This window comes from Myroides sp. N17-2, assembly GCF_002286775.1.
Taxonomy (GTDB): Bacteria; Bacteroidota; Bacteroidia; order Flavobacteriales; family Flavobacteriaceae; genus Flavobacterium.
Genome location: NZ_NSGJ01000057.1, coordinates 1 through 18,756, shown reverse-complemented (window position 1 = coordinate 18,756; position 18,756 = coordinate 1). Strand labels below are relative to the sequence as shown.

General features: G+C 33.5%; 18 protein-coding genes. 12 read left to right on the top strand and 6 right to left on the bottom strand.

Annotated features, from left to right (window positions below):
- Positions 1-151 precede the first annotated feature (151 nt).
- Complete coding sequence (locus tag CF599_RS17270) at positions 152-877, top strand: YggS family pyridoxal phosphate-dependent enzyme (protein WP_121967207.1); 726 nt, start codon at positions 152-154, stop codon at positions 875-877.
- A 92-nt stretch (positions 878-969) separates the two neighbouring features.
- Here the strand turns inward: CF599_RS17270 and CF599_RS17265 are convergent, their stop codons facing one another.
- The 3 genes from CF599_RS17265 to htpG form a co-directional block, all read right to left on the bottom strand.
- Complete coding sequence (locus CF599_RS17265; RefSeq protein ID WP_121967206.1) at positions 970-1,947, bottom strand: DMT family transporter; 978 nt, start codon at positions 1,945-1,947, stop codon at positions 970-972.
- 1,028 nt (positions 1,948-2,975) lie between these two features.
- Positions 2,976-4,085, bottom strand: coding sequence for a hypothetical protein (locus CF599_RS17255; RefSeq protein ID WP_143824832.1), 1,110 nt, complete (start codon positions 4,083-4,085; stop codon positions 2,976-2,978).
- A 328-nt stretch (positions 4,086-4,413) separates the two neighbouring features.
- A complete protein-coding gene (htpG, locus tag CF599_RS17250; protein ID WP_121967204.1) occupies positions 4,414-6,270 on the bottom strand; it encodes a molecular chaperone HtpG in 1,857 nt (618 codons plus the stop codon).
- A 171-nt stretch (positions 6,271-6,441) separates the two neighbouring features.
- On the opposite strand from htpG, the gene CF599_RS17245 reads away from it, so the two are divergent.
- From CF599_RS17245 to CF599_RS17235, 3 genes are all read left to right on the top strand, one after another.
- On the top strand, positions 6,442-6,900 hold the full coding sequence (locus tag CF599_RS17245) for a lipocalin family protein (protein ID WP_121967203.1): 459 nt from the start codon (positions 6,442-6,444) through the stop codon (positions 6,898-6,900).
- A 30-nt stretch (positions 6,901-6,930) separates the two neighbouring features.
- The gene (locus CF599_RS17240; protein ID WP_121967202.1) at positions 6,931-7,638 is read left to right on the top strand and encodes an OmpA family protein; all 708 of its coding nucleotides are present in this window, start codon (positions 6,931-6,933) and stop codon (positions 7,636-7,638) included.
- Between the two features lie 213 nt (positions 7,639-7,851).
- The gene (locus CF599_RS17235) at positions 7,852-8,178 is read left to right on the top strand and encodes a hypothetical protein (protein ID WP_121967201.1); all 327 of its coding nucleotides are present in this window, start codon (positions 7,852-7,854) and stop codon (positions 8,176-8,178) included.
- 115 nt (positions 8,179-8,293) lie between these two features.
- On the opposite strand, the gene CF599_RS17230 is transcribed toward CF599_RS17235, so the two are convergent.
- Together CF599_RS17230 and CF599_RS17225 are read right to left on the bottom strand one after the other, a co-directional pair.
- A complete protein-coding gene (locus CF599_RS17230) occupies positions 8,294-9,814 on the bottom strand; it encodes a PspC domain-containing protein (protein ID WP_121967200.1) in 1,521 nt (506 codons plus the stop codon).
- Complete coding sequence (locus tag CF599_RS17225) at positions 9,807-10,148, bottom strand: PadR family transcriptional regulator (RefSeq protein ID WP_121967199.1); 342 nt, start codon at positions 10,146-10,148, stop codon at positions 9,807-9,809. The genes CF599_RS17230 and CF599_RS17225 overlap by 8 nt, the downstream gene beginning before the upstream one ends.
- Positions 10,149-10,299: 151 nt before the next feature.
- On the opposite strand from CF599_RS17225, the gene CF599_RS17220 reads away from it, so the two are divergent.
- From CF599_RS17220 to CF599_RS17185, 8 genes are all read left to right on the top strand, one after another.
- Entirely contained in the window at positions 10,300-10,758 is a 459-nt protein-coding gene (locus tag CF599_RS17220; RefSeq protein WP_121967198.1) for a DUF4442 domain-containing protein, read from the top strand.
- A 61-nt stretch (positions 10,759-10,819) separates the two neighbouring features.
- Positions 10,820-11,725 (top strand): TIGR01777 family oxidoreductase, encoded by a 906-nt coding sequence (locus CF599_RS17215; protein ID WP_121967197.1) that lies wholly within the window; start codon positions 10,820-10,822, stop codon positions 11,723-11,725.
- A gap of 155 nt (positions 11,726-11,880) precedes the next feature.
- Complete coding sequence (locus tag CF599_RS17210) at positions 11,881-12,462, top strand: nucleotide exchange factor GrpE (protein WP_121967196.1); 582 nt, start codon at positions 11,881-11,883, stop codon at positions 12,460-12,462.
- Positions 12,463-12,492: 30 nt separating this feature from the next.
- The gene (gene dnaJ / locus CF599_RS17205) at positions 12,493-13,620 is read left to right on the top strand and encodes a molecular chaperone DnaJ (RefSeq protein WP_121967195.1); all 1,128 of its coding nucleotides are present in this window, start codon (positions 12,493-12,495) and stop codon (positions 13,618-13,620) included.
- Positions 13,621-13,807: 187 nt separating this feature from the next.
- Positions 13,808-14,728, top strand: coding sequence for an ABC transporter ATP-binding protein (locus CF599_RS17200; RefSeq protein WP_121967194.1), 921 nt, complete (start codon positions 13,808-13,810; stop codon positions 14,726-14,728).
- Between the two features lies 1 nt (position 14,729).
- Positions 14,730-16,043, top strand: a complete 1,314-nt coding sequence (locus tag CF599_RS17195; RefSeq protein WP_121967193.1) for an ABC transporter permease — start codon at positions 14,730-14,732, stop codon at positions 16,041-16,043.
- A gap of 26 nt (positions 16,044-16,069) precedes the next feature.
- Positions 16,070-17,242 carry a sigma-54 dependent transcriptional regulator gene (locus CF599_RS17190; RefSeq protein ID WP_121967192.1) on the top strand — a complete coding sequence of 391 codons (1,173 nt, stop codon included), beginning with the start codon at positions 16,070-16,072 and terminating at the stop codon, positions 17,240-17,242.
- A gap of 3 nt (positions 17,243-17,245) precedes the next feature.
- Positions 17,246-17,896, top strand: a complete 651-nt coding sequence (locus CF599_RS17185) for a DEAD/DEAH box helicase (RefSeq protein WP_121967191.1) — start codon at positions 17,246-17,248, stop codon at positions 17,894-17,896.
- 45 nt (positions 17,897-17,941) lie between these two features.
- Here CF599_RS17185 and CF599_RS17180 read toward each other — a convergent pair whose 3' ends face one another.
- Positions 17,942-18,577: a hypothetical protein gene (locus tag CF599_RS17180; RefSeq protein ID WP_121967219.1), complete on the bottom strand. Its 636-nt coding sequence runs from the start codon at positions 18,575-18,577 to the stop codon at positions 17,942-17,944.
- Positions 18,578-18,756: the final 179 nt, after the last annotated feature.

The window sequence follows — 18,756 nt, the reverse complement described above, 5'->3', positions numbered from 1 at the left end:
TATCATTACATTTGCAGTACACAGTTTGATATTATAGAATTTAATCATACTGTTGTTTAGTTTAACCTAGAATTGCTTAACGCTAATTCTGAGGCTAATGATATCCCTTAACCGCAATCTTAGGGATATCATTTTTTTAAAAGAGAATAAAATGGAAAACACGATAATAGAGAATCTAAAAGTAATAGAACAACGGATAGTCCGTGCCTGTCAACACGCTAATCGCTCTCGTGATGAGGTAAAGTTATTACTAGCAACAAAGACTGTAGACGCTGATAAAATAAAGATAGCAATAGAGCAAGGTTATCCTCTTATAGGGGAGAATAAAGTACAGGAACTTAGAGATAAGTATGAGGGAATAGGTACGAATAACTGTACTCGTCACTTCATAGGGCATCTACAAACGAATAAGATTAAGGATATTCTAAAGTATGGCACTAGCTGTATACAGTCTATTGATCGTATTAGTGTAGTAGAGAAATTACAACAGCTATTAGAACGAGATGTTAGAACGATGGAGGTGTTAATTCAAGTCAATACTTCTGCTGAAGATAGCAAGTTCGGTGTGGCACCTGAAGAAGCAATTGCTTTTATAAAGGAAGTGGCTACTTATGACCGGATACATATTAAGGGATTGATGACTATAGGGCTATTCAGTACTGAAGAGCGTTTAGTACGCCCATGTTTTCAGTTGTTAAAACGCATCCAACAAGAGGCAATAGCATTAAACCTTCCTAATGTAGAGATGAACGAATTATCTATGGGAATGAGTCACGATCTTGAAATAGCGATAGAGGAGGGGGCAACGATCATTAGAGTAGGTACTGCTATTTTCGGTGCGCGTATCTATCCTGATAGTTATTATTGGAAGGAGTAGATCAATACTTCGTTAATCATAATTTATAGAACAAAAAAAGTCCTTTCTCATTATGAGAAAGGACTGCATATAATATAAACAACATAAGGAGGTTACTCCATTATTTCTTTATTTTTCTTTTTAAAAATCAATGAGCTATTCATTAGTACGATAGCACTTAGAATAAGTAAGATACCCATCCATTGGATAAAGATTACTTTCTCATTTAATACGAAAAATGCTACTGTCACAGAAGCAGGTAACTCTAATGAAGAGATGATACTTCCTAATCCTACTCCTGTCAATGGGAATCCCATATTAAGGAAGATAGGAGGTAATACTGTACCAAATAACGCTAATACAATCCCCCAACCATAGAATATACTCCAATCAAAGTCTCTAATTCCTGTTGTGTTATCAGAGAATTGTTGGTAGAAACTCATCATTACTTCTGAGTTATTAGGCCCTATTTGCGTTACGATTACGAAGATTGATACGATAGTTGCTGCTCCACATAACATGAACATACTTCGCTTAGGTGCTGCCAAGTGATTAGCGATACGCCCTGATGCAAATAGTGTAGTAGCAAAAGAACAAGCTGCTAAGAATCCAAAGATTACTCCTCTAATATCTAGTTCTATCTCACTAGCTAATATGTTAGTTGCTAATACTGTTCCAGTTAAAATCAATACAACAGATACTATTTTTAAAAGATTAGGGAAGGTCTTTGTAGCGATACTGTCTAGTACGATACCGATCCACACAGATTGCATTAATAAGACTACTGCGATAGAAGCATTAATATAGCTTACTGCCATATAGTATAACACAGAAGTGAATCCCATAGAAGTACCTGCTAAGATTAACTGTCTAATGTCTTTAGATGAGGCCTTAGCTTCATCTGTAGATTTTTTGCGTAACATATTGATTATTGTCACACAGAATAGACCGATTAATACCTGAGATAATGTTACCTCTGCTGTAGTGTATCCCTGTGCATACGCCAGTTTTACAAACGAAGCTAACATCCCGAAGCTTGAAGCCCCAATAGCAACTAGGAATACACCCTTTGCTGTATTTTGTTCTTTCATTTTTATCACTTTTTACGAGGCAAAGGTAGCTATTATTTTTAACGCAGTCTAGGACAAATGTCTGTCCATTATCAGTACACGACACTCTTAAAGAAATTAAATATCACCTATTTACTCACTTGCTCTAAGGTACAAAAAAGTTCCCTTAAACCCATAATACGCAATAGACATATAAATGAAAAGTAATTATACAAAATAGGTCTGAATTAGCGATTAAAGCATACTATAGTATGGTTTTAGAGCTAATGAAAGAGCTATAAGGTAGAATTGTTTTGTAGTATTTGGCTAATGCGGAATGTGGGTTAAAACACACTATCACTATTGCGACTTCACTCGAACTCAAGTTATGATTATGTGTCAAATGTCATTTTATCAAAAAACACATACCTCTTTTTTATTTTTAAGTTTTTTTGGACTGTTTTAAAGCGTAAAAAGAACCTTTCATCATCTCTTTTTTTTCAATATACCTTGTTTTGGACGTTTTTGACAAAAAAACATAAAAAACATACTACGTTTTTTTTGACTTGATAAAAATGTAAAACACTTGTTTGTAGGTTGTTATGTTATTTTGTGTCTATTGTGTTTTTTCTCATACCCCTCTCAATCCCAACAGGAGTCAGTACCTATGCTAAGCTTCTCGACAGTTGCTCGAGTATTCGCCGTAAATAGTCGCTCTGAGAAATATTAGTCGAGCAATGCTTCTCGTATTGATAGGTAATCTACGACTAGCTTAGTAGTGGAATTAAGAAGTGATAAACAGTAATCTGTTAATGTATGCTGGGGCTGTGGTCTTGGTTAGTATTGTGATGTATAGGAGAGGATGTGCTAGTGATTAATAGGTCGTTTTTGAATGAGGGGTAGTCTATAGTGTATAACGTGAAATGTTATGTTGGGGTAGTCTAGGTAGATATACTATTTAAAAGAAAAAAAAGACCTCAACATTTATCGTGTTGAGGTCTTTAGGATAAGAAAATTAGATTGTATAATGGATATTTGACTATTACCTTATCAATAGCTTAGTTTTAGTCTTATTTATCGTTTACATTTTCTTTTAAATATGTATCTGCGTTGAACTGGAATTCTAAAGTCTTACCAGTGTTTTTAGCATTTTTCACATCAGATTTGTAGTTAAACATTATTTCTGCTTTACCATTGTATTGTTTTTTATCTAGAACATCTGAGAAAGTAGCATTTCTAAATTTAAAATCAGTTTCATTAAGATTACTAAACATATCTGATATTTCGTACCCTACGATTGATGAATATACATAACGTAGGATAACTTTTGCTTTAGTACTAGGTAAAACACGTGTACCATAGTCTGTTATTTTACCGTCAGAACCTGCTTTAATACTAGGATTAACTACCCAGAAGTCAATGAATATATAGCTTTTCTTAGCTTTATCATTTGCTTTATTACTAATAATTAAAGAGTACTGGTTCGCTAACTCACCTTGTGCTGTTTTAAAAACTTCAGGTACTAATTTACCATTAACGGTGATAACATTTAGTTCTAGATTAAATCTATCAATTTCGAATTTGTCACCGTTTAGGATTATGAAGTTTCCATAAGGAGCAGGATCTTCTAATACTGTTAAGCTTACTGGTTTACTATCATTATATCCTTCAGCCTTTGCGATGAAAGTATAATCACCATCTTTTTTTGTTGTAAATTCATTGCTTTTTAAAGCTGTTTCTACACCTTCTTGATAGATTTTCACATCTTTGGTTACATTTTTTTCTCCGTTAAATACTTCAAAGATTACTTTCTCACCGGCTGTGATTTTTGGTTGACTAATACGTAGTGATAATGTACTCATTTCTACCTTAACAGTGACTTCATTACTCTGTTCGTACCCTTTAAGGATGGCTCTCATAACATAAGTACCTGCTTTAGTAAAGGTATAAGTAGGGGTGATAGTAGCACCGCCTATTAGGACTTCTGCGTTAACAGCTTCCCCTTTGTCATTCTTAGTCGTGAATACAACTTCTTCTCCTACAAAAATAGAAGCCTTAGAAGCAGTAAGCTGTAGTTTCGTTTCTACTTTTCTTTTTGTTACTTCTTTAGTGTTGTTGTCATCATTACTACAACTCATTATAGTAAATAAAAGCAAAAATAGGTAAACTAGTTTTTTCATAATTGATTTGGTTTAATTAATTTATCAACGCCAAACTTAGTTAATATTTAATTAATATTTAACAATTACAAATAAGATTGGAGGTGGTTTAGTGAGACAATTTTAGTCAATTCATGTATTAGGTTATTTTTGTATAATTATTTTGTGTTTTTTAAAAACGTTTGTATTGTATTTTAAGTATAGTTGTTTAGAAAATGATTAAAAAATATTTTACTAAAATGTAAATTTAGATATGATAGATAAAATAGGTAGATGATAATTTACTATTTATTAAAACAAAAAACGCCCATAACATCACTGTTATGGGCGTTTAAGTATTAGTATTTTCTTATTTCAAGTTGTTGAAATTTCTTTTAACGAAGGCAGTAAGCTCTTCACCTTTTAATAAACCTTGAGATAGTTTAGCAAGGTCCATTGCTTGTTTGATACTTTCTGATCTAGTCGCTTCATCTGTGTTACCGATGATATTAGAGGCTAGAGGAGAGTTAGTATTCACTACTAGGTTATACATCTCAGGGAAGTTACCCATACCGAACATACCTCCACCACCTGACTGGCTCATCTCTTTCATACGACGCATAAACTCAGGTTGTGTGATGATGAATGGTTCAGATGTACTATCTAATGCTTCTAACTTCACAGTGTATTTATCTTTAGGTACGATGTTCTCTACAATTTCTTGAAGTGATTTTTGTTCATCTTCAGATAGTCTAGAGATTTCGTTTTCCTCTTTTTTGATCAAGTTATTGATGTGATCAGAGTCTACACGGACGAAAGTCATTTTCTCGTTATCACTCTCTAATTTTTGGATTAGGTGAGATACGATAGGAGAATCTAAGATTAGTACTTTATATCCCTTCTCTTCAGCAGCAGCGATATAGCTGTGTTGAGCATCTTTATTAGAAGCATATAGAATGACTAAGTTACCATCTTTGTCAGTTTGGTTGTCTTTAGTAGCTTCTTTTAATTCTTCTATAGTGTAGAATTTGTTATCTACCGTAGGGTAAAGTACAAAAGAGCTTGCCTTTTCGTAGAACTTCTCTTCTGATAACATACCATATTCTAATACGATTTTGATATCATTCCATTTGCTCTCAAAGTCTTCTCTGTTCTCGTTGAATAAAGATTTTAATTTATCAGCTACTTTACGAGTGATGTAGTTCGCTATCTTTTTCACATTACCATCAGCTTGAAGGTAAGAACGAGATACGTTTAGAGGAATATCTGGAGAGTCAATCACCCCTTTTAACATTGTCAAAAAGTCAGGAACAATACCTTCTACATTATCCGTTACGAATACTTGGTTTTGGTATAGTTGGATTTTATCCTTTTGCATTTGCATATCACCTGATAACTTAGGGAAGTATAAGATACCTGTTAAGTTAAATGGGTAATCTACATTAAGGTGAATGTGGAACAATGGCTCCTCAAACTGCATAGGGTACATCTCGCGGTAGAAGTTTTTATAATCTTCGTCTGTTAAATCAGCAGGTTGTTTAGTCCAAGCTGGATTTGGGTTGTTGATTATAGTATCTACCACTACTTTATCATCACCTTCACCTTCTTCATGAGTACCAAACTTAATTGGCACAGGCATAAACTTGTTGTATTTAGTCAACAATTCAGTGATTTTATAGTCTTCTAAGAAGTCTAAAGAATCTTCTGCTATATGCAATATGATTTCTGTACCTCTGTCTGTTTTGTCAGAATCTTCTAGAGTATATTCAGGACTACCATCACACGTCCAGTGAGCAGCAGGTTCGTCTTTGAATGATTTAGTGATAATCTCTACTTTATCAGCAACCATAAATGCTGAGTAAAATCCAAGACCAAAGTGTCCAATGATACCTGTATCCTTAGCAGAGTCTTTATACTTATCAAGGAACTCTTCAGCTCCAGAGAATGCTACTTGGTTAATATACTTTTCTACTTCATCTTTAGTCATTCCTAGACCTTGATCGATGATGTGTAGTGTTTTATTTTCTTTGTCTATTTTAACCTCGATGATAGGATTACCATATTCTACGTTAGTCTCACCGATAGTAGTTAAATGCTTAAGCTTTAATGTCGCATCAGTAGCATTAGATATTAACTCTCTTAAAAAAATTTCGTGATCGCTGTAAAGAAACTTCTTAATAAGTGGAAATATGTTTTCCACTGTAACGTTAATTTTTCCAGATGTCATAGTCGTATGTTTAATGTTATTTGATTTTTTAATATTTTTACAGAGTTGTAAGGTCAAAAAAGATACCAAAGCAGTAAGAGTGTCACTTTGGCAGAAAACTAGAGAGTACGTTATTTATTTGTAACTTTGGTAATACTCAATTTAGAATGAACATAACAATAATAAAAACCTATGAAAAAACTAGTATTATTTGGTGCAATGGCTTTAGCTGTGGCGTCGTGTAAACCTACGATGGACACAAAGTCTCAAGTGGGGATTAAAGGTAACTGGACACTGACTGATGTTAAACACGTCGGTGGAGAGTTCGTAAAAGTAAATTCGTTTAATATTGCAGATGCACAATGTTTTGTTCGTAGCCAGTGGAAATTCGTTTCTAATAACAATACAGGAGCAGTGGAGCTTACTAAAGGTGGAGATTGTCCTAGTTTTGCGAGTGATTTTAAATGGACTATTACTCCGAATGGAAACTTCGAATTTAAATTCGTAGATGAAGGTGTGAAAGCGAAAAATGTTACTACAGGTTATTCATTACGCGTAAAGAATCAAACAGCTACTACATTTGATTTAGTTGATAAATTCTACGCAGGTGGACAGTCTTATGACGTTACTTACCGATTCACTAAAAACTAATTAGTCAACTGATTAAAACAATAAAACAAGATGAGAAAAACAGCCACATTTATATTAGCAGGTTCATTATTAGTCTCTTCAGTATCTTTAACAGGATGTGAAGCAGCTAAAAATACAAATAAAACGCAAAGAGGAGCAGCCATAGGTGCTGGTGCCGGTGCTATAATCGGAGGAATCTTAGGTAATAATATCGGTAAAGGAGGTAATGGTGCTTTAGGTGCTATCCTAGGTGGAGTAGTCGGAGGAGCTGCTGGAGGTGTTATCGGAAATAAAATGGATAAGCAAGCTCGTCAGATAGAAAATACTGTGCCTGGAGCTCAAGTAGAGAGAGTAGGAGAGGGAATTAAACTAATCTTAGGTGAAAACTCTGTAACTTTTGAATTGAATTCTTCTACACTAAGCCAAAAAGCTAAAGATAACTTAGACAAATTGACTAAAGTATTTAAGGATCCTGAGAATCAAAATACGGATATAGAGATCTATGGATATACTGATAATACAGGTAAAGAAGAGTATAACTTAAGTTTGTCTAAAAAACGTGCAGCTTCTGTAAGACAGTATTTAGCTAGTCAAGGTGTGAATGCTAATCGTATGAAGACTGATGGATTTGGTATCGCTGATCCTGTTGCATCTAATGATACTAAAGAAGGACAAGCAAAAAATAGACGTGTAGAGTTCGCTATTAAAGCAAACGAACAAATGGTTAGAGATGCTTATAACGAGTCAGGATCTCGTTAGTCTTTAGCAATACATATAAAAAAGATATAAGAACGACTACTTCAGAGAGAGGTAGTCGTTTTTTTTATTCAGCAATTTTTATGTTGTTAGTTTAAATGATTTAATGTAGATTTATGTACTGCTATTTTAGTTCAATTAGTGTAGTATTATCGCTTGTTGTCTTAAAATATGTGCAAATTGTTCAGTTGTTAAATAATTTAATTATTGTTGTCTATGAAATTTAGAGTTGTATTATTTTTAGGAATAAGTGTGTTGATGCTCTCTTGTAATGATGAGGTGAATATGGATACTACTGAATTATCGAGTAAAGAGAGGGAGATATTACTAGATAAAAAGATAGAGGAGGCGCAGAAGATATTTAAGAAATATGGATGGGTAAAGGATAAGGATATAGATATGCGTGATCCAGAATTTAGACGTGAGTATGAAGAAATGGACCTAGAGGTATTAGAACAAGTATTGAGTAAATTTAATGAAGGATTAGGTTCTGAAGATTTGATACCAGAAGGGTTTGTAGAAGGAATAGTAAATGTAAAATAGATAAATAAAAGAGGCTGCCTTAATCAAGACAGCCTCTTTCGTTTATAATAAGGATTGAAAAAACAATATTATAATATCTACGAGTTTAAGGATAAATGCAATCATAGTTAGCAAATTAACAATCAGTGCATTTTAATGTACTATCCTCTTGCATCTCGTACCAGTGATTTCCTGGAGTTAACCCCGTTTGAGTTGGAATTAATGCTTTAATAGCGTCGTTTAAGTAGATTTTCTTTCCTTTAGGAAGATATATAGTATAAGCTACTTTAGCATTTTTAAATGCTTTTTCTTTTATCTTTTCAGATAGTAATTCATTTGATATGATTAGTGTATTATCTTTTTTATCAAATTGCTCATAATCAATATCAATTTGTATAATATCGTTTTTAGATGACTTTTTAATGAAGTTTTGTACCTCCATATTTCCGTAAATATCATTTTGGAAAGTAGGTAGTATCTCTATTGTTATTGGTAATAGTGAGTTGACATCAGTTATTTCGTACCCTTCAGTTGTTGATTTATCAGAGTTAAAATATTCTGATGTAACTAGCTTAAGGGTTAAAGCAGTTGTCTCATCACTAAAATTAAATTCTGTATCATCTGATCTTTCTGTAGAAGATGTTTCTATCGTATAATTAAAGTCCTCATAATTCTTTGCATTTAAGAACGGTATAGTAAATAACCCTAAAGCAATAAACCAGATCACAATAAGACCAATAATAGAAACCATCACATACTTGATATTAGAGTAGACCATACGCAATCCTATGATTAATAACCCTACGAATGGCAACGTAGTAAGTGTAGTTATCAATAAAATATTCATCCAATAAGGGTACATACCAGAGATAAATAAAGGAATTTCTCTTCCTGTAGATTCTATTATTAAATCTTTATTTATCCAAGCTCCGCAAATAGCAATAATCGCTGCGAAGATACTCATCGCGCTAATAACTATAAATGCTATACCGATTATATTCAGCACTACTTTACCACTGCGTTCACCAGCCCTAGCAGTTTGTTGCTTAATACTGTCGTAGTCAATACCGTTGATTTTATCAGTGACATAACTTACATTCTCTTTTACTTTTTTTTCTATCGTAGAGATGTTAATAGGTTCACGTTGCATCTCTAATATTTGAGATGTAGTCTTTGCTTCAGGTACTATAATCCATAGGATAAGGTATAATAATACACCTGTACCATAAAATAAGACCAATATCATAAAGATAATTCTCATCCATACTGTATCTATTTTAAAGTAGTGACCTAGCCCTGCTAATACACCGCCTACCATAGCACGATCTCCGTCTCTATATAGTTTTTTAGAAGTGTTGTATATATACTGTGTATTGTTGCTAGTTGTAGTTTCTTCATCTAAGATATAGTCTTCTGGTTTTCCCATAATAGAGATTACTCTATCTACATCATTTAAAGTGACTACTTGGTTCTCATCTGTGATATTTTCAGAGAATAATTCTGCTATTCTGATTTCAATATCGTGTATGATTTCGTCTTGTTCTTCTTTTGGAAAAGAACGTTTGATTGCTTTTAAGTATTGATCTAGTTTTTGATATGCATTTTCGTCAATGTGAAAAACTGATCCAGCTATATTGATTGTAAGTGTCTTATTCATCGTTTTGTTTTTTAGTAGTTATTTCTTCTACAGCATTTGCTAATTCATACCAAGTTTTAGCTAATTCATCTAAAAATTGTTCTCCTATTTCAGTTAGTTTGTAATATTTTCTAGGAGGACCTGAACTTGATTCTTCCCATCGATAGGCAAGATAGTCGTCATTTTTTAATCTAGTTAGTAGTGGGTATACTGTGCCTTCTACCACTACTAGTTTTACGCTTTTTAATTCATCTAGTATCTCTGAGGTGTAGCAATCTCTTTCTTTAAGAATAGATAGAATGCAAAACTCTAAGATCCCTTTGCGCATTTGAGCTTTAGTGTTTTCTATATTCATAGTAAATTGGGTTCTTATTTGTTATAGCAAAGATATATCTAAAGGAAGGTACTTTGTATAGCATAGTACTGTTTTTTAACAAGGAATTAACTTTTAGGGAATTTTTATAAAGATTAAACATTTTTCGTATATTTAGAAAAAATCAAAGTATATGGAGTTGAACGTATCTAAAATCAATAAGTTTTTGTTCTTTAAGTTGCCATCTGCCTATTGGACAGGTGTACGTATGAAAGAGGTTAGTGATGTTAAGGCTATCACAACAGTAAAGCATGGGTGGAAAAATCAGAACCCATTTAAGTCTATGTACTTCGCTGTACAAGCGATGGCTGCTGAATTATCAACGGGAGCTTTAGTTATGCGAAAAATAGCCAAAAGTGGTGAGAAGATTTCTATGTTAGTTGCTAATAATAATAGTAGTTTTACAAAAAAAGCGACAGGACGTATTTTCTTTACTTGCGAGGATGGAGCTGTCTTAGATGACGCAATAAAGAAAGCGATTGACACAGGAGAAGGGGTTACGGTATGGATGAAAAGTATAGGTAGAAATACGGCTGGAGATCAGGTATCTGTAATGAACTTCGAATGGACATTAAAAGTGAAGAAAAAGTAATAGTACTTTAAATCTGTAAACAAGGTATTCACTAGCAACTGTATGCTATAAACTTAATTATATGAAAGTACTTGTAACTGGTGCTACAGGATTTATAGGAAGTAGAGTATGTAGAGCTATATTAGAGCAAGGATATGAGGTGCATTACCTCACTCGCTCACTATCTTCAAAAGGAGTAGAGAATGCGAAAGGCTTTGTTTGGGATCCTTATAAAGAAGAGATTGATTTGGCTTGCTTGGATGGAGTTGAAGTTATAATTCATCTTGCTGGATCTAGTATTGCAGATTCTTGGTCAGCAAAAGGAAAGCAACTAATCCTAGATAGTCGTGTTATACCTACTGCATTTTTACATAAGGTATTAGCAAGTAATTCGCATACTGTAAAACAGTTAATAGGCGCTTCAGCTATTGGAATCTATAGTAATATAGATGATGTACAGAGTGAAGAGCACTTTAAACAAGCTGATAACTTTTTAGGTACTGTTGTTCAACGTTGGGAAGAGGGGAATCTTGTTTTTAGATCACTAGGAATAAAGGTAAGCCTTATTCGCATCGGGTTAGTGCTGGATATGCACGAATGTGCGTTAGCAACAATGGTAAAACCTGTTAAACTATGGTTAGGAGCTCCTCTAGGTTCAGGTAAACAGTATTATTCTTGGATACATATAAATGATCTAGTGAGGATGTTCGTTTATGTATTAACTCATCAATTAGAGGGGATCTATAATGGAGTTGCACCTCAGCCATTAACGAATAGTGTCTTTACTAAGATTTTAGGTAAAGCAATGAGGAGACCAATATGGCTACCTGCTATTCCAGAAGGATTGATAAAATTAGCTTTAGGAGAAAAGGTAATGTTAGTAACAGAAGGTCAATATGTCGATAGCAGTAAAATCAGAAATACTGGTTTTGAGTTTAGATTTGAAACACTAGAAGAAGCATTAGATGATTTTATCCTACGCGATTGATAGTAGAGGTAATAATAAGAAAGAGGAAGCCCTAGTGATACTGGTGCTTCCTCTTTCTCATTATATAGGTTAGAAATTAAATCATAGTAGTTGATCCAACCACTAGATATATCGTGTCATATTGACAGAGATATGAAGTTGGCAAAGGATTTGCTATGAAGATAGCAGATAATTACAATAATAAATATACAATTATGAGTACTGAGAATCAAGATATAAATAAAGAACAAGAGGATATTCAACAAGAAGTAGTACAAGAGACGCAAGAAGGTGTTGAGAATGAAGTAAAGAGCGTTGAGGAAGTATTAACTGAACAGTTGGCTAACGAAAAAGATAAAAACTTACGTTTATTTGCTGAATTCGAAAACTTTAGAAAGCGTACTGCTAAAGAACGTTTAGAGTTGTTAAGTACTGCTAGTGAAGGAGTAATGTTATCTATGCTACCTATATTAGATGATTTTAATCGTGCACTTATCGAATTAGAGAAGCATGGTGAAAGTGAGCATCTTACAGGTATAAAGTTAATCGCTACTAAGTTTACAGATACACTGTCAAGTAAAGGGTTAGTAGAGGTAGAGATTAAAGCAGGAGATGAGTTTAATGCCGATTTGTCAGAAGCTGTGACACAAATTCCAGCAGGAGATGATATGAAAGGAAAGGTAGTAGACGTAATCGAAAGAGGATATAAACTAGGGGATAAAGTTATTCGTTTCCCTAAAGTAGTGATAGGACAATAATATTTCTAATAAACGTAAAAGACAGTAAAGATGAAAAAAGATTATTATGAAATATTAGGTATAGATAAAGGTGCTGACGCAGCAGCTATTAAAAAAGCATACCGTAAAAAGGCAATAGAGTTTCACCCTGATAAAAATCCAGGAGATAAAGAAGCAGAAGAGAAATTTAAAGAGGCAGCAGAAGCTTACGAAATATTAAGTGATGCTGATAAAAAAGCTAGATATGATCAATATGGTCACCAAGCATTCGAAGGAGGCTTCGGTGGAGGTGGCGGAGGTCATATGAACATGGATGACATCTTTAGCCAATTTGGTGATATCTTCGGAAGTGCATTCGGAGGTGGAGGCTTTGGTGGCTTCGGAGGTGGCGGAGGCGGAGGTCAACGTCGTGTGAAAGGAACTAGCTTGCGTATTAAAGTGAAATTAACTTTAGAAGATATCGCTAATGGTGTTGAGAAGAAAATAAAAGTAAAACGCAAAGTTCAAGCAGAAGGAGTTACTTATAAGACATGTCCTACATGTAATGGTACAGGGCAAGTAATGCGTGTAGCTAATACTGTATTCGGACGTATGCAAACAGCTTCTCCATGTACTAGCTGTCAAGGTAGTGGTCAAACAATGGATCACAAGCCAGCAGGTGCAGATCATGAAGGTATGGTGGTAAGTGATGAGACTGTATCAATCAAAATACCTGCAGGGGTAGCTGATGGAATGCAACTAAAGGTATCAGGAAAAGGTAATGAAGCTCCAGGTAAAAATAGTATTGCTGGGGATTTATTAGTAGTGATAGAAGAATTAGAACACGACACATTACAGCGTGAAGGTGATAATTTACACTACGATTTATACATTAGTTTTGCTGAAGCAGCTCTTGGAGGAAATAAAGAAATAGACTCTGTAACAGGTCGAGTGCGTATCAAATTAGATGAAGGAATTCAGTCTGGTAAGATTTTACGTCTTAAAGGGAAGGGATTACCAAGCATAAACAGTTACGGAAATGGTGATTTACTAGTACATATTAATGTATGGACACCAAAAAAACTAAACAAAGAACAAAAAGAATTTTTCGAGAAGATGCTTGAAGATGAGAACTTTAAGCCTACTCCGTCAAAGAATGACAAATCTTTTTTTGAAAAAGTAAGAGAAATGTTTTCATAATTGAAAATAAGTTATACATTTGTAGGACACTTATTAAACAGTGGATTTTCTTTTTCATAGCAATTTTTCCCAACCTTATTTTTCCAAATAAGGTTGGGTTTTTTTATATAGTACCTAAAAAAACTCTACCCATTCTCGGGTTCTCAAATATTTACTTATTTTTACAGAAATTAATTGACTTAGACTGATGCAACCTATATTAGAAGTTAAGGATGTGGTAAAAACATATTCTGATAAAACAGCATTAAATAAAGTATCTCTCACAGTACCTAAGGGTACAATATATGGACTTCTAGGTCCTAATGGTGCAGGAAAAACTTCTTTAATCCGTATTATAAATCAAATCACTTATCCAGACTCAGGACAGATCCTGCTAGATGGGCAACCTCTTAATCCAAGACATATTCAAGATATCGGCTATATGCCTGAAGAACGTGGGCTTTATAAGACAATGAAAGTAGGAGAGCAAGCAATGTATTTAGCTCAACTTAAAGGATTGTCTAAAGCGGAAGCAAAACGTCAGCTAGACTATTGGTTTGATAAATTAGATATCAAAGGATGGTGGAACAAAAAGATTCAAGAGTTGTCAAAAGGTATGGCTCAGAAGATTCAGTTTGTTGTTACAGTATTACATGACCCCAAATTACTAATCTTAGATGAACCGTTCTCAGGATTCGATCCAGTGAATGCAAATATTATTAAAGATGAGATCCTTGAGTTAAAAGAAAAGGGTTCTACCATTATTTTTTCTACCCATAGAATGGAAAGTGTAGAAGAAATGTGTGACTATATAGCTTTGATTAATAAATCAAATAAATTAATCGAAGGTAAATTAGTTGATGTGAAAAGAGAGCATAGAACTAATCTTTATCAAGTGGGGGTGCTTAGTAGTAACGTTGAGAGATTGATGTTAGAATTGAGCAGTCAGTTTAAATTTACTCCTGCTAAATTTAAATCACTTAATAATGAAGTACAATTAGAGGTAGACTTAGGAAGTAAAATGCCTAATGAGCTTTTGAATATTCTATCTATGAATGGACAGGTGACTCATTTTGTAGAGAAATTACCAACTGTAAACGATATATTTATTCAATCTGTAAGTAAGTAATATGAGTGTATTATCATTAATCATAAAAAGAGAGTTTATAGCTAAAGTGCGTAATAAGTCATTTATTGTAATGACTTTTGTGAGTCCTTTGCTTTTTGTTGTTCTTACAGGTTTTATTGCTTATTTAAGCAGTATGAAAGGAGATATCAAGAAGGTTGCTATTCACGATGAAAGCGGTTTATTTATCAATCAATTTGAGAGTAATGAAGCTTTTGAATACCAAGATTTATCAGCAATAGATATAGATATCTTAAAAGAAGGAGTAAAAGAAGAAAAGTATGAAGGTATTCTATTTATACCAAAGTCGGAGAAAGTAGATGACTATCAGAATAATGTAACATATATTTCTAATGAGAGTCCTAGCTTAAGCTTTGTGAGTAAGGTGGAGCTATTATTAGGAGATAAGATTACACATATAAATTTAGAACAGAGCGGAATTGATTTGGCTGTGATTGATAAAGCAAAGGCTGATGTGAATCTTAGTTTAGTGAAAGCAGATGGAGAGGCTACTGTAAAGGGGTTAAATGAGATTAAGATTATCATAGGCGGATTATTTGGTTACTTCATTATGATGTTTATTATCATCTATGGTAATATGGTTATGAGATCAGTAATCGAGGAAAAAACTAATCGTATTATAGAAATTATTATTTCGTCTGTAAAGCCATTTCAATTGATGATGGGTAAGATAATAGGTACTTCTATGGCGGGCTTATTACAATTCATTATTTGGGGAGTAGTAGGAGGAATTCTTTTAACTATTGCGAGCAGTGTATTAGGTATTAATGCAATGCCTGGTGCAGGAGCAGCAGAGGCTATAGAAGCAACAGGAGGAATGATATCTCCTGAAGTAATGATAGATGTACAGAATTATGTAAGTGAAATCTTAAGTTTACCCTTAGTATCGTTATTTGTTTATTTTATCATCTTTTTTATAGGAGGATATTTTCTTTATAGTTCATTATACGCTGCCATTGGAGCGGCAGTGGATAACGAAACAGATACACAGCAATTTTTACTACCAATATTATTGCCTTTAATGTTAGGAGTTTATATTGGCTTTTTTACAGTAATGAAAGACCCTCATGGAACTATTGCGACAGTTTTTTCAATGATTCCATTTACTTCTCCAATCGTAATGTTGATGAGAATACCTTTTGGTGTACCTTTGTGGGAAGTTATAGTGTCTATTTTAATACTATTTAGTACATTTATACTAGTAGTATGGGTAGCAGCTAAGATATATCGCATTGGGGTGCTGATGTATGGAAAGCGACCTTCGTGGAAGGAACTTTACAAGTGGCTTAAATACTAGTTTGTTAACTGTTTTTGTTATAAAATATGGGTAAAACATCGAAAATATTAATAGTAGAAGATGAAGCTGCTATTCGCAGAGTATTGGTAAAAATACTAGAAGAAGAATCATCAGATTATGTAGTAGATGCCGCAGAGAATGGAGAAGAAGCCTTGCAAAAGATAGCAGGAGAAGACTATGATTTAGTAATCTCAGATATCAAGATGCCTAAGATGGATGGAGAAGAATTGTTAGTGGCTGCAAAAAAAATAAAGCCAGAAACAATATTCGTGATGATATCTGGACATGGAGATCTTGAGACAGCAGTGAATACTATGCGTCTTGGAGCTTTTGATTATATTTCGAAACCACCCGATTTAAATAGACTATTAACAACAGTTAGAAATGCTTTAGATACTAGTAAGCTTGTAGTAGAGAATACTATTCTAAAAAAGAAAGTTAATAAGAAATATGAGATGATAGGTAATAGTGAACCTATTAATCACATTAAAGATATTATAGAGAAAGTAGCTCCTACTGAGGCGAGAGTGTTAATCACGGGGCCTAATGGAACTGGTAAAGAGTTAGTCGCTCATCAGATCCACTTACAAAGTAGTAGGGCGCAGAATATGCTAGTAGAGGTTAACTGTGCAGCTATTCCATCAGAATTAATAGAAAGTGAGTTATTTGGACACGTGAAAGGAGCTTTTACATCAGCTGTAAAAGATAGACCAGGGAAGTTCGAGCAAGCAAATAACGGAACTATCTTTCTAGATGAAATAGGTGATATGAGTTTATCTGCTCAAGCTAAGGTATTACGTGCATTACAAGAGAACGTTATTACGCGCATAGGCGCTGATAAAGATCTAAAAGTAGATGTTCGTGTATTAGCAGCAACGAATAAAGATTTAAGAAAGGAAATAGCAGAAGGACGCTTTAGAGAGGATTTATATCATCGACTAGCAGTTATATTGATTAAAGTTCCTGCTTTAAATGATAGAAGAGATGATATTCCTTTGTTAATATCGCATTTTGTTAATCAGATAGCAAAAGAGCAAGGTACTGTCACAAAAGTGTTTAGTGATGAGGCAATGGAGCTGTTGAAACAGTATGATTGGACTGGGAATATCCGTGAACTTAGAAATGTAATAGAGAGATTAATAATATTAGGAGGTAAAGAAGTTTCGAAGCAAGATGTCGAAATGTTTGCAAATAAATAGAATATGAAATTAAAAAAGATAAACAGTACTTTACAAGAGAACTTAGAGAGAAATGGGCTTTTAGAACCAACTACACTTCAAAAGAAAACTTTTGGAACTATAAAAAGTGGTAGAGATGTAGTGGTTTTTGGACCTAAAGAGCAAGGAAAAACTACTGCAATGATTATCGCAGCTATACAGCGTGTTGATAAATTAGTAGAGGAGGATATTGCTACTAAAGTTTTGATAGTAGTAAAAGATAAGTTTGAAGTAGAGCGTTTAGTAGAAGTTTTTGAAGCATATACTAAGTATATGGATCTAAGAGTATATGGTGTACACGATTATACAGACTTAGATGAGGATAAAAATCAACTTTCATTAGGGAATGATATCTTAATAGGTACGGCTACTAGATTAAATGAGATGTTTGCAAGCGCAGGGTTTGATGTAAATCAATTAAAGATGTATGTTATTGATGATATCGATTTACAGCTAAGAAATCGCTTAGAACCACGTTTACATCGTTTGTCAGAAAGTATCGGAAAGACACAACGAGTTTATTTTGCTACTGAGTTTGTAGAGCAATTAGATATGTTCGCAGATAAATCACTAACTGAAGATGCAGAATGGTTTGATTTTTATGATGACGAAGAAGAACAAGACGATAATGAATAATAGAAAGGGCAATCAGTGATGATTGCCCTTTTTGTATAGCATTGGTTAAAGTATGTCTTTCTGTTTTATTTTAGTGAGGATATCTTGTGCTTGTTTTCTTATAAGAGTAGGTAGTTGTTTAAAATTAGTATCTTCTTCTGTATAATATTTATCTTCTTCTTGATAAGGAATATAAGCTGTTATTTTTGATTTGTAGAAGGTATAAGAGTTTGGCTTCATAGTGTAAATGATAACTTTTAAAGGCTTTGCATCTAAACCATCAGAATTCATAAAGTAAGTAAGGTAAAATTCGGGAGAGCCATCTTTATCTGAATCTTTCACAAAGCAGTAATCTAATAGAAATTCAGGTTGTGCTAATCCTTCTGCATAATCTTTAAAAGTGATTTTTTCTACCATACCGCCGTGGTCTTCTATGTATATTCCTGATAGAATATCTGTTGGTTTATCTGATAGATAACTAGGTTTAATAGCTTTACGTTGATTAAAGAACCATAAATAACTTCCTGTTTTATCCCCCATATAATTAATAATCATAATAGGATTACCATCTAAAGGATTGCCAAGTTCCTTTATAATATCTTTATACCTCTGATCTTTTGGATTTACTCTTTGATTCACTCCTTGACTGAATGTATTAAAGCTTATTATAAAGAATAAGAATAGAACTATAGAATTTTTCATTGTGTTTATAGTGTTACTTGTATAGTATTCAATGATGTTCTTCATTTATACAAATATAATAATGGATCAATCTCAAAAGTTGTGTGTGAATTAAAAACTACAGATCTTTGTAATGATAAATAATAAACGTGGAAAACTATATTGAGTTTATAAAAATGATTTTACCTGAGTTTTTAGTA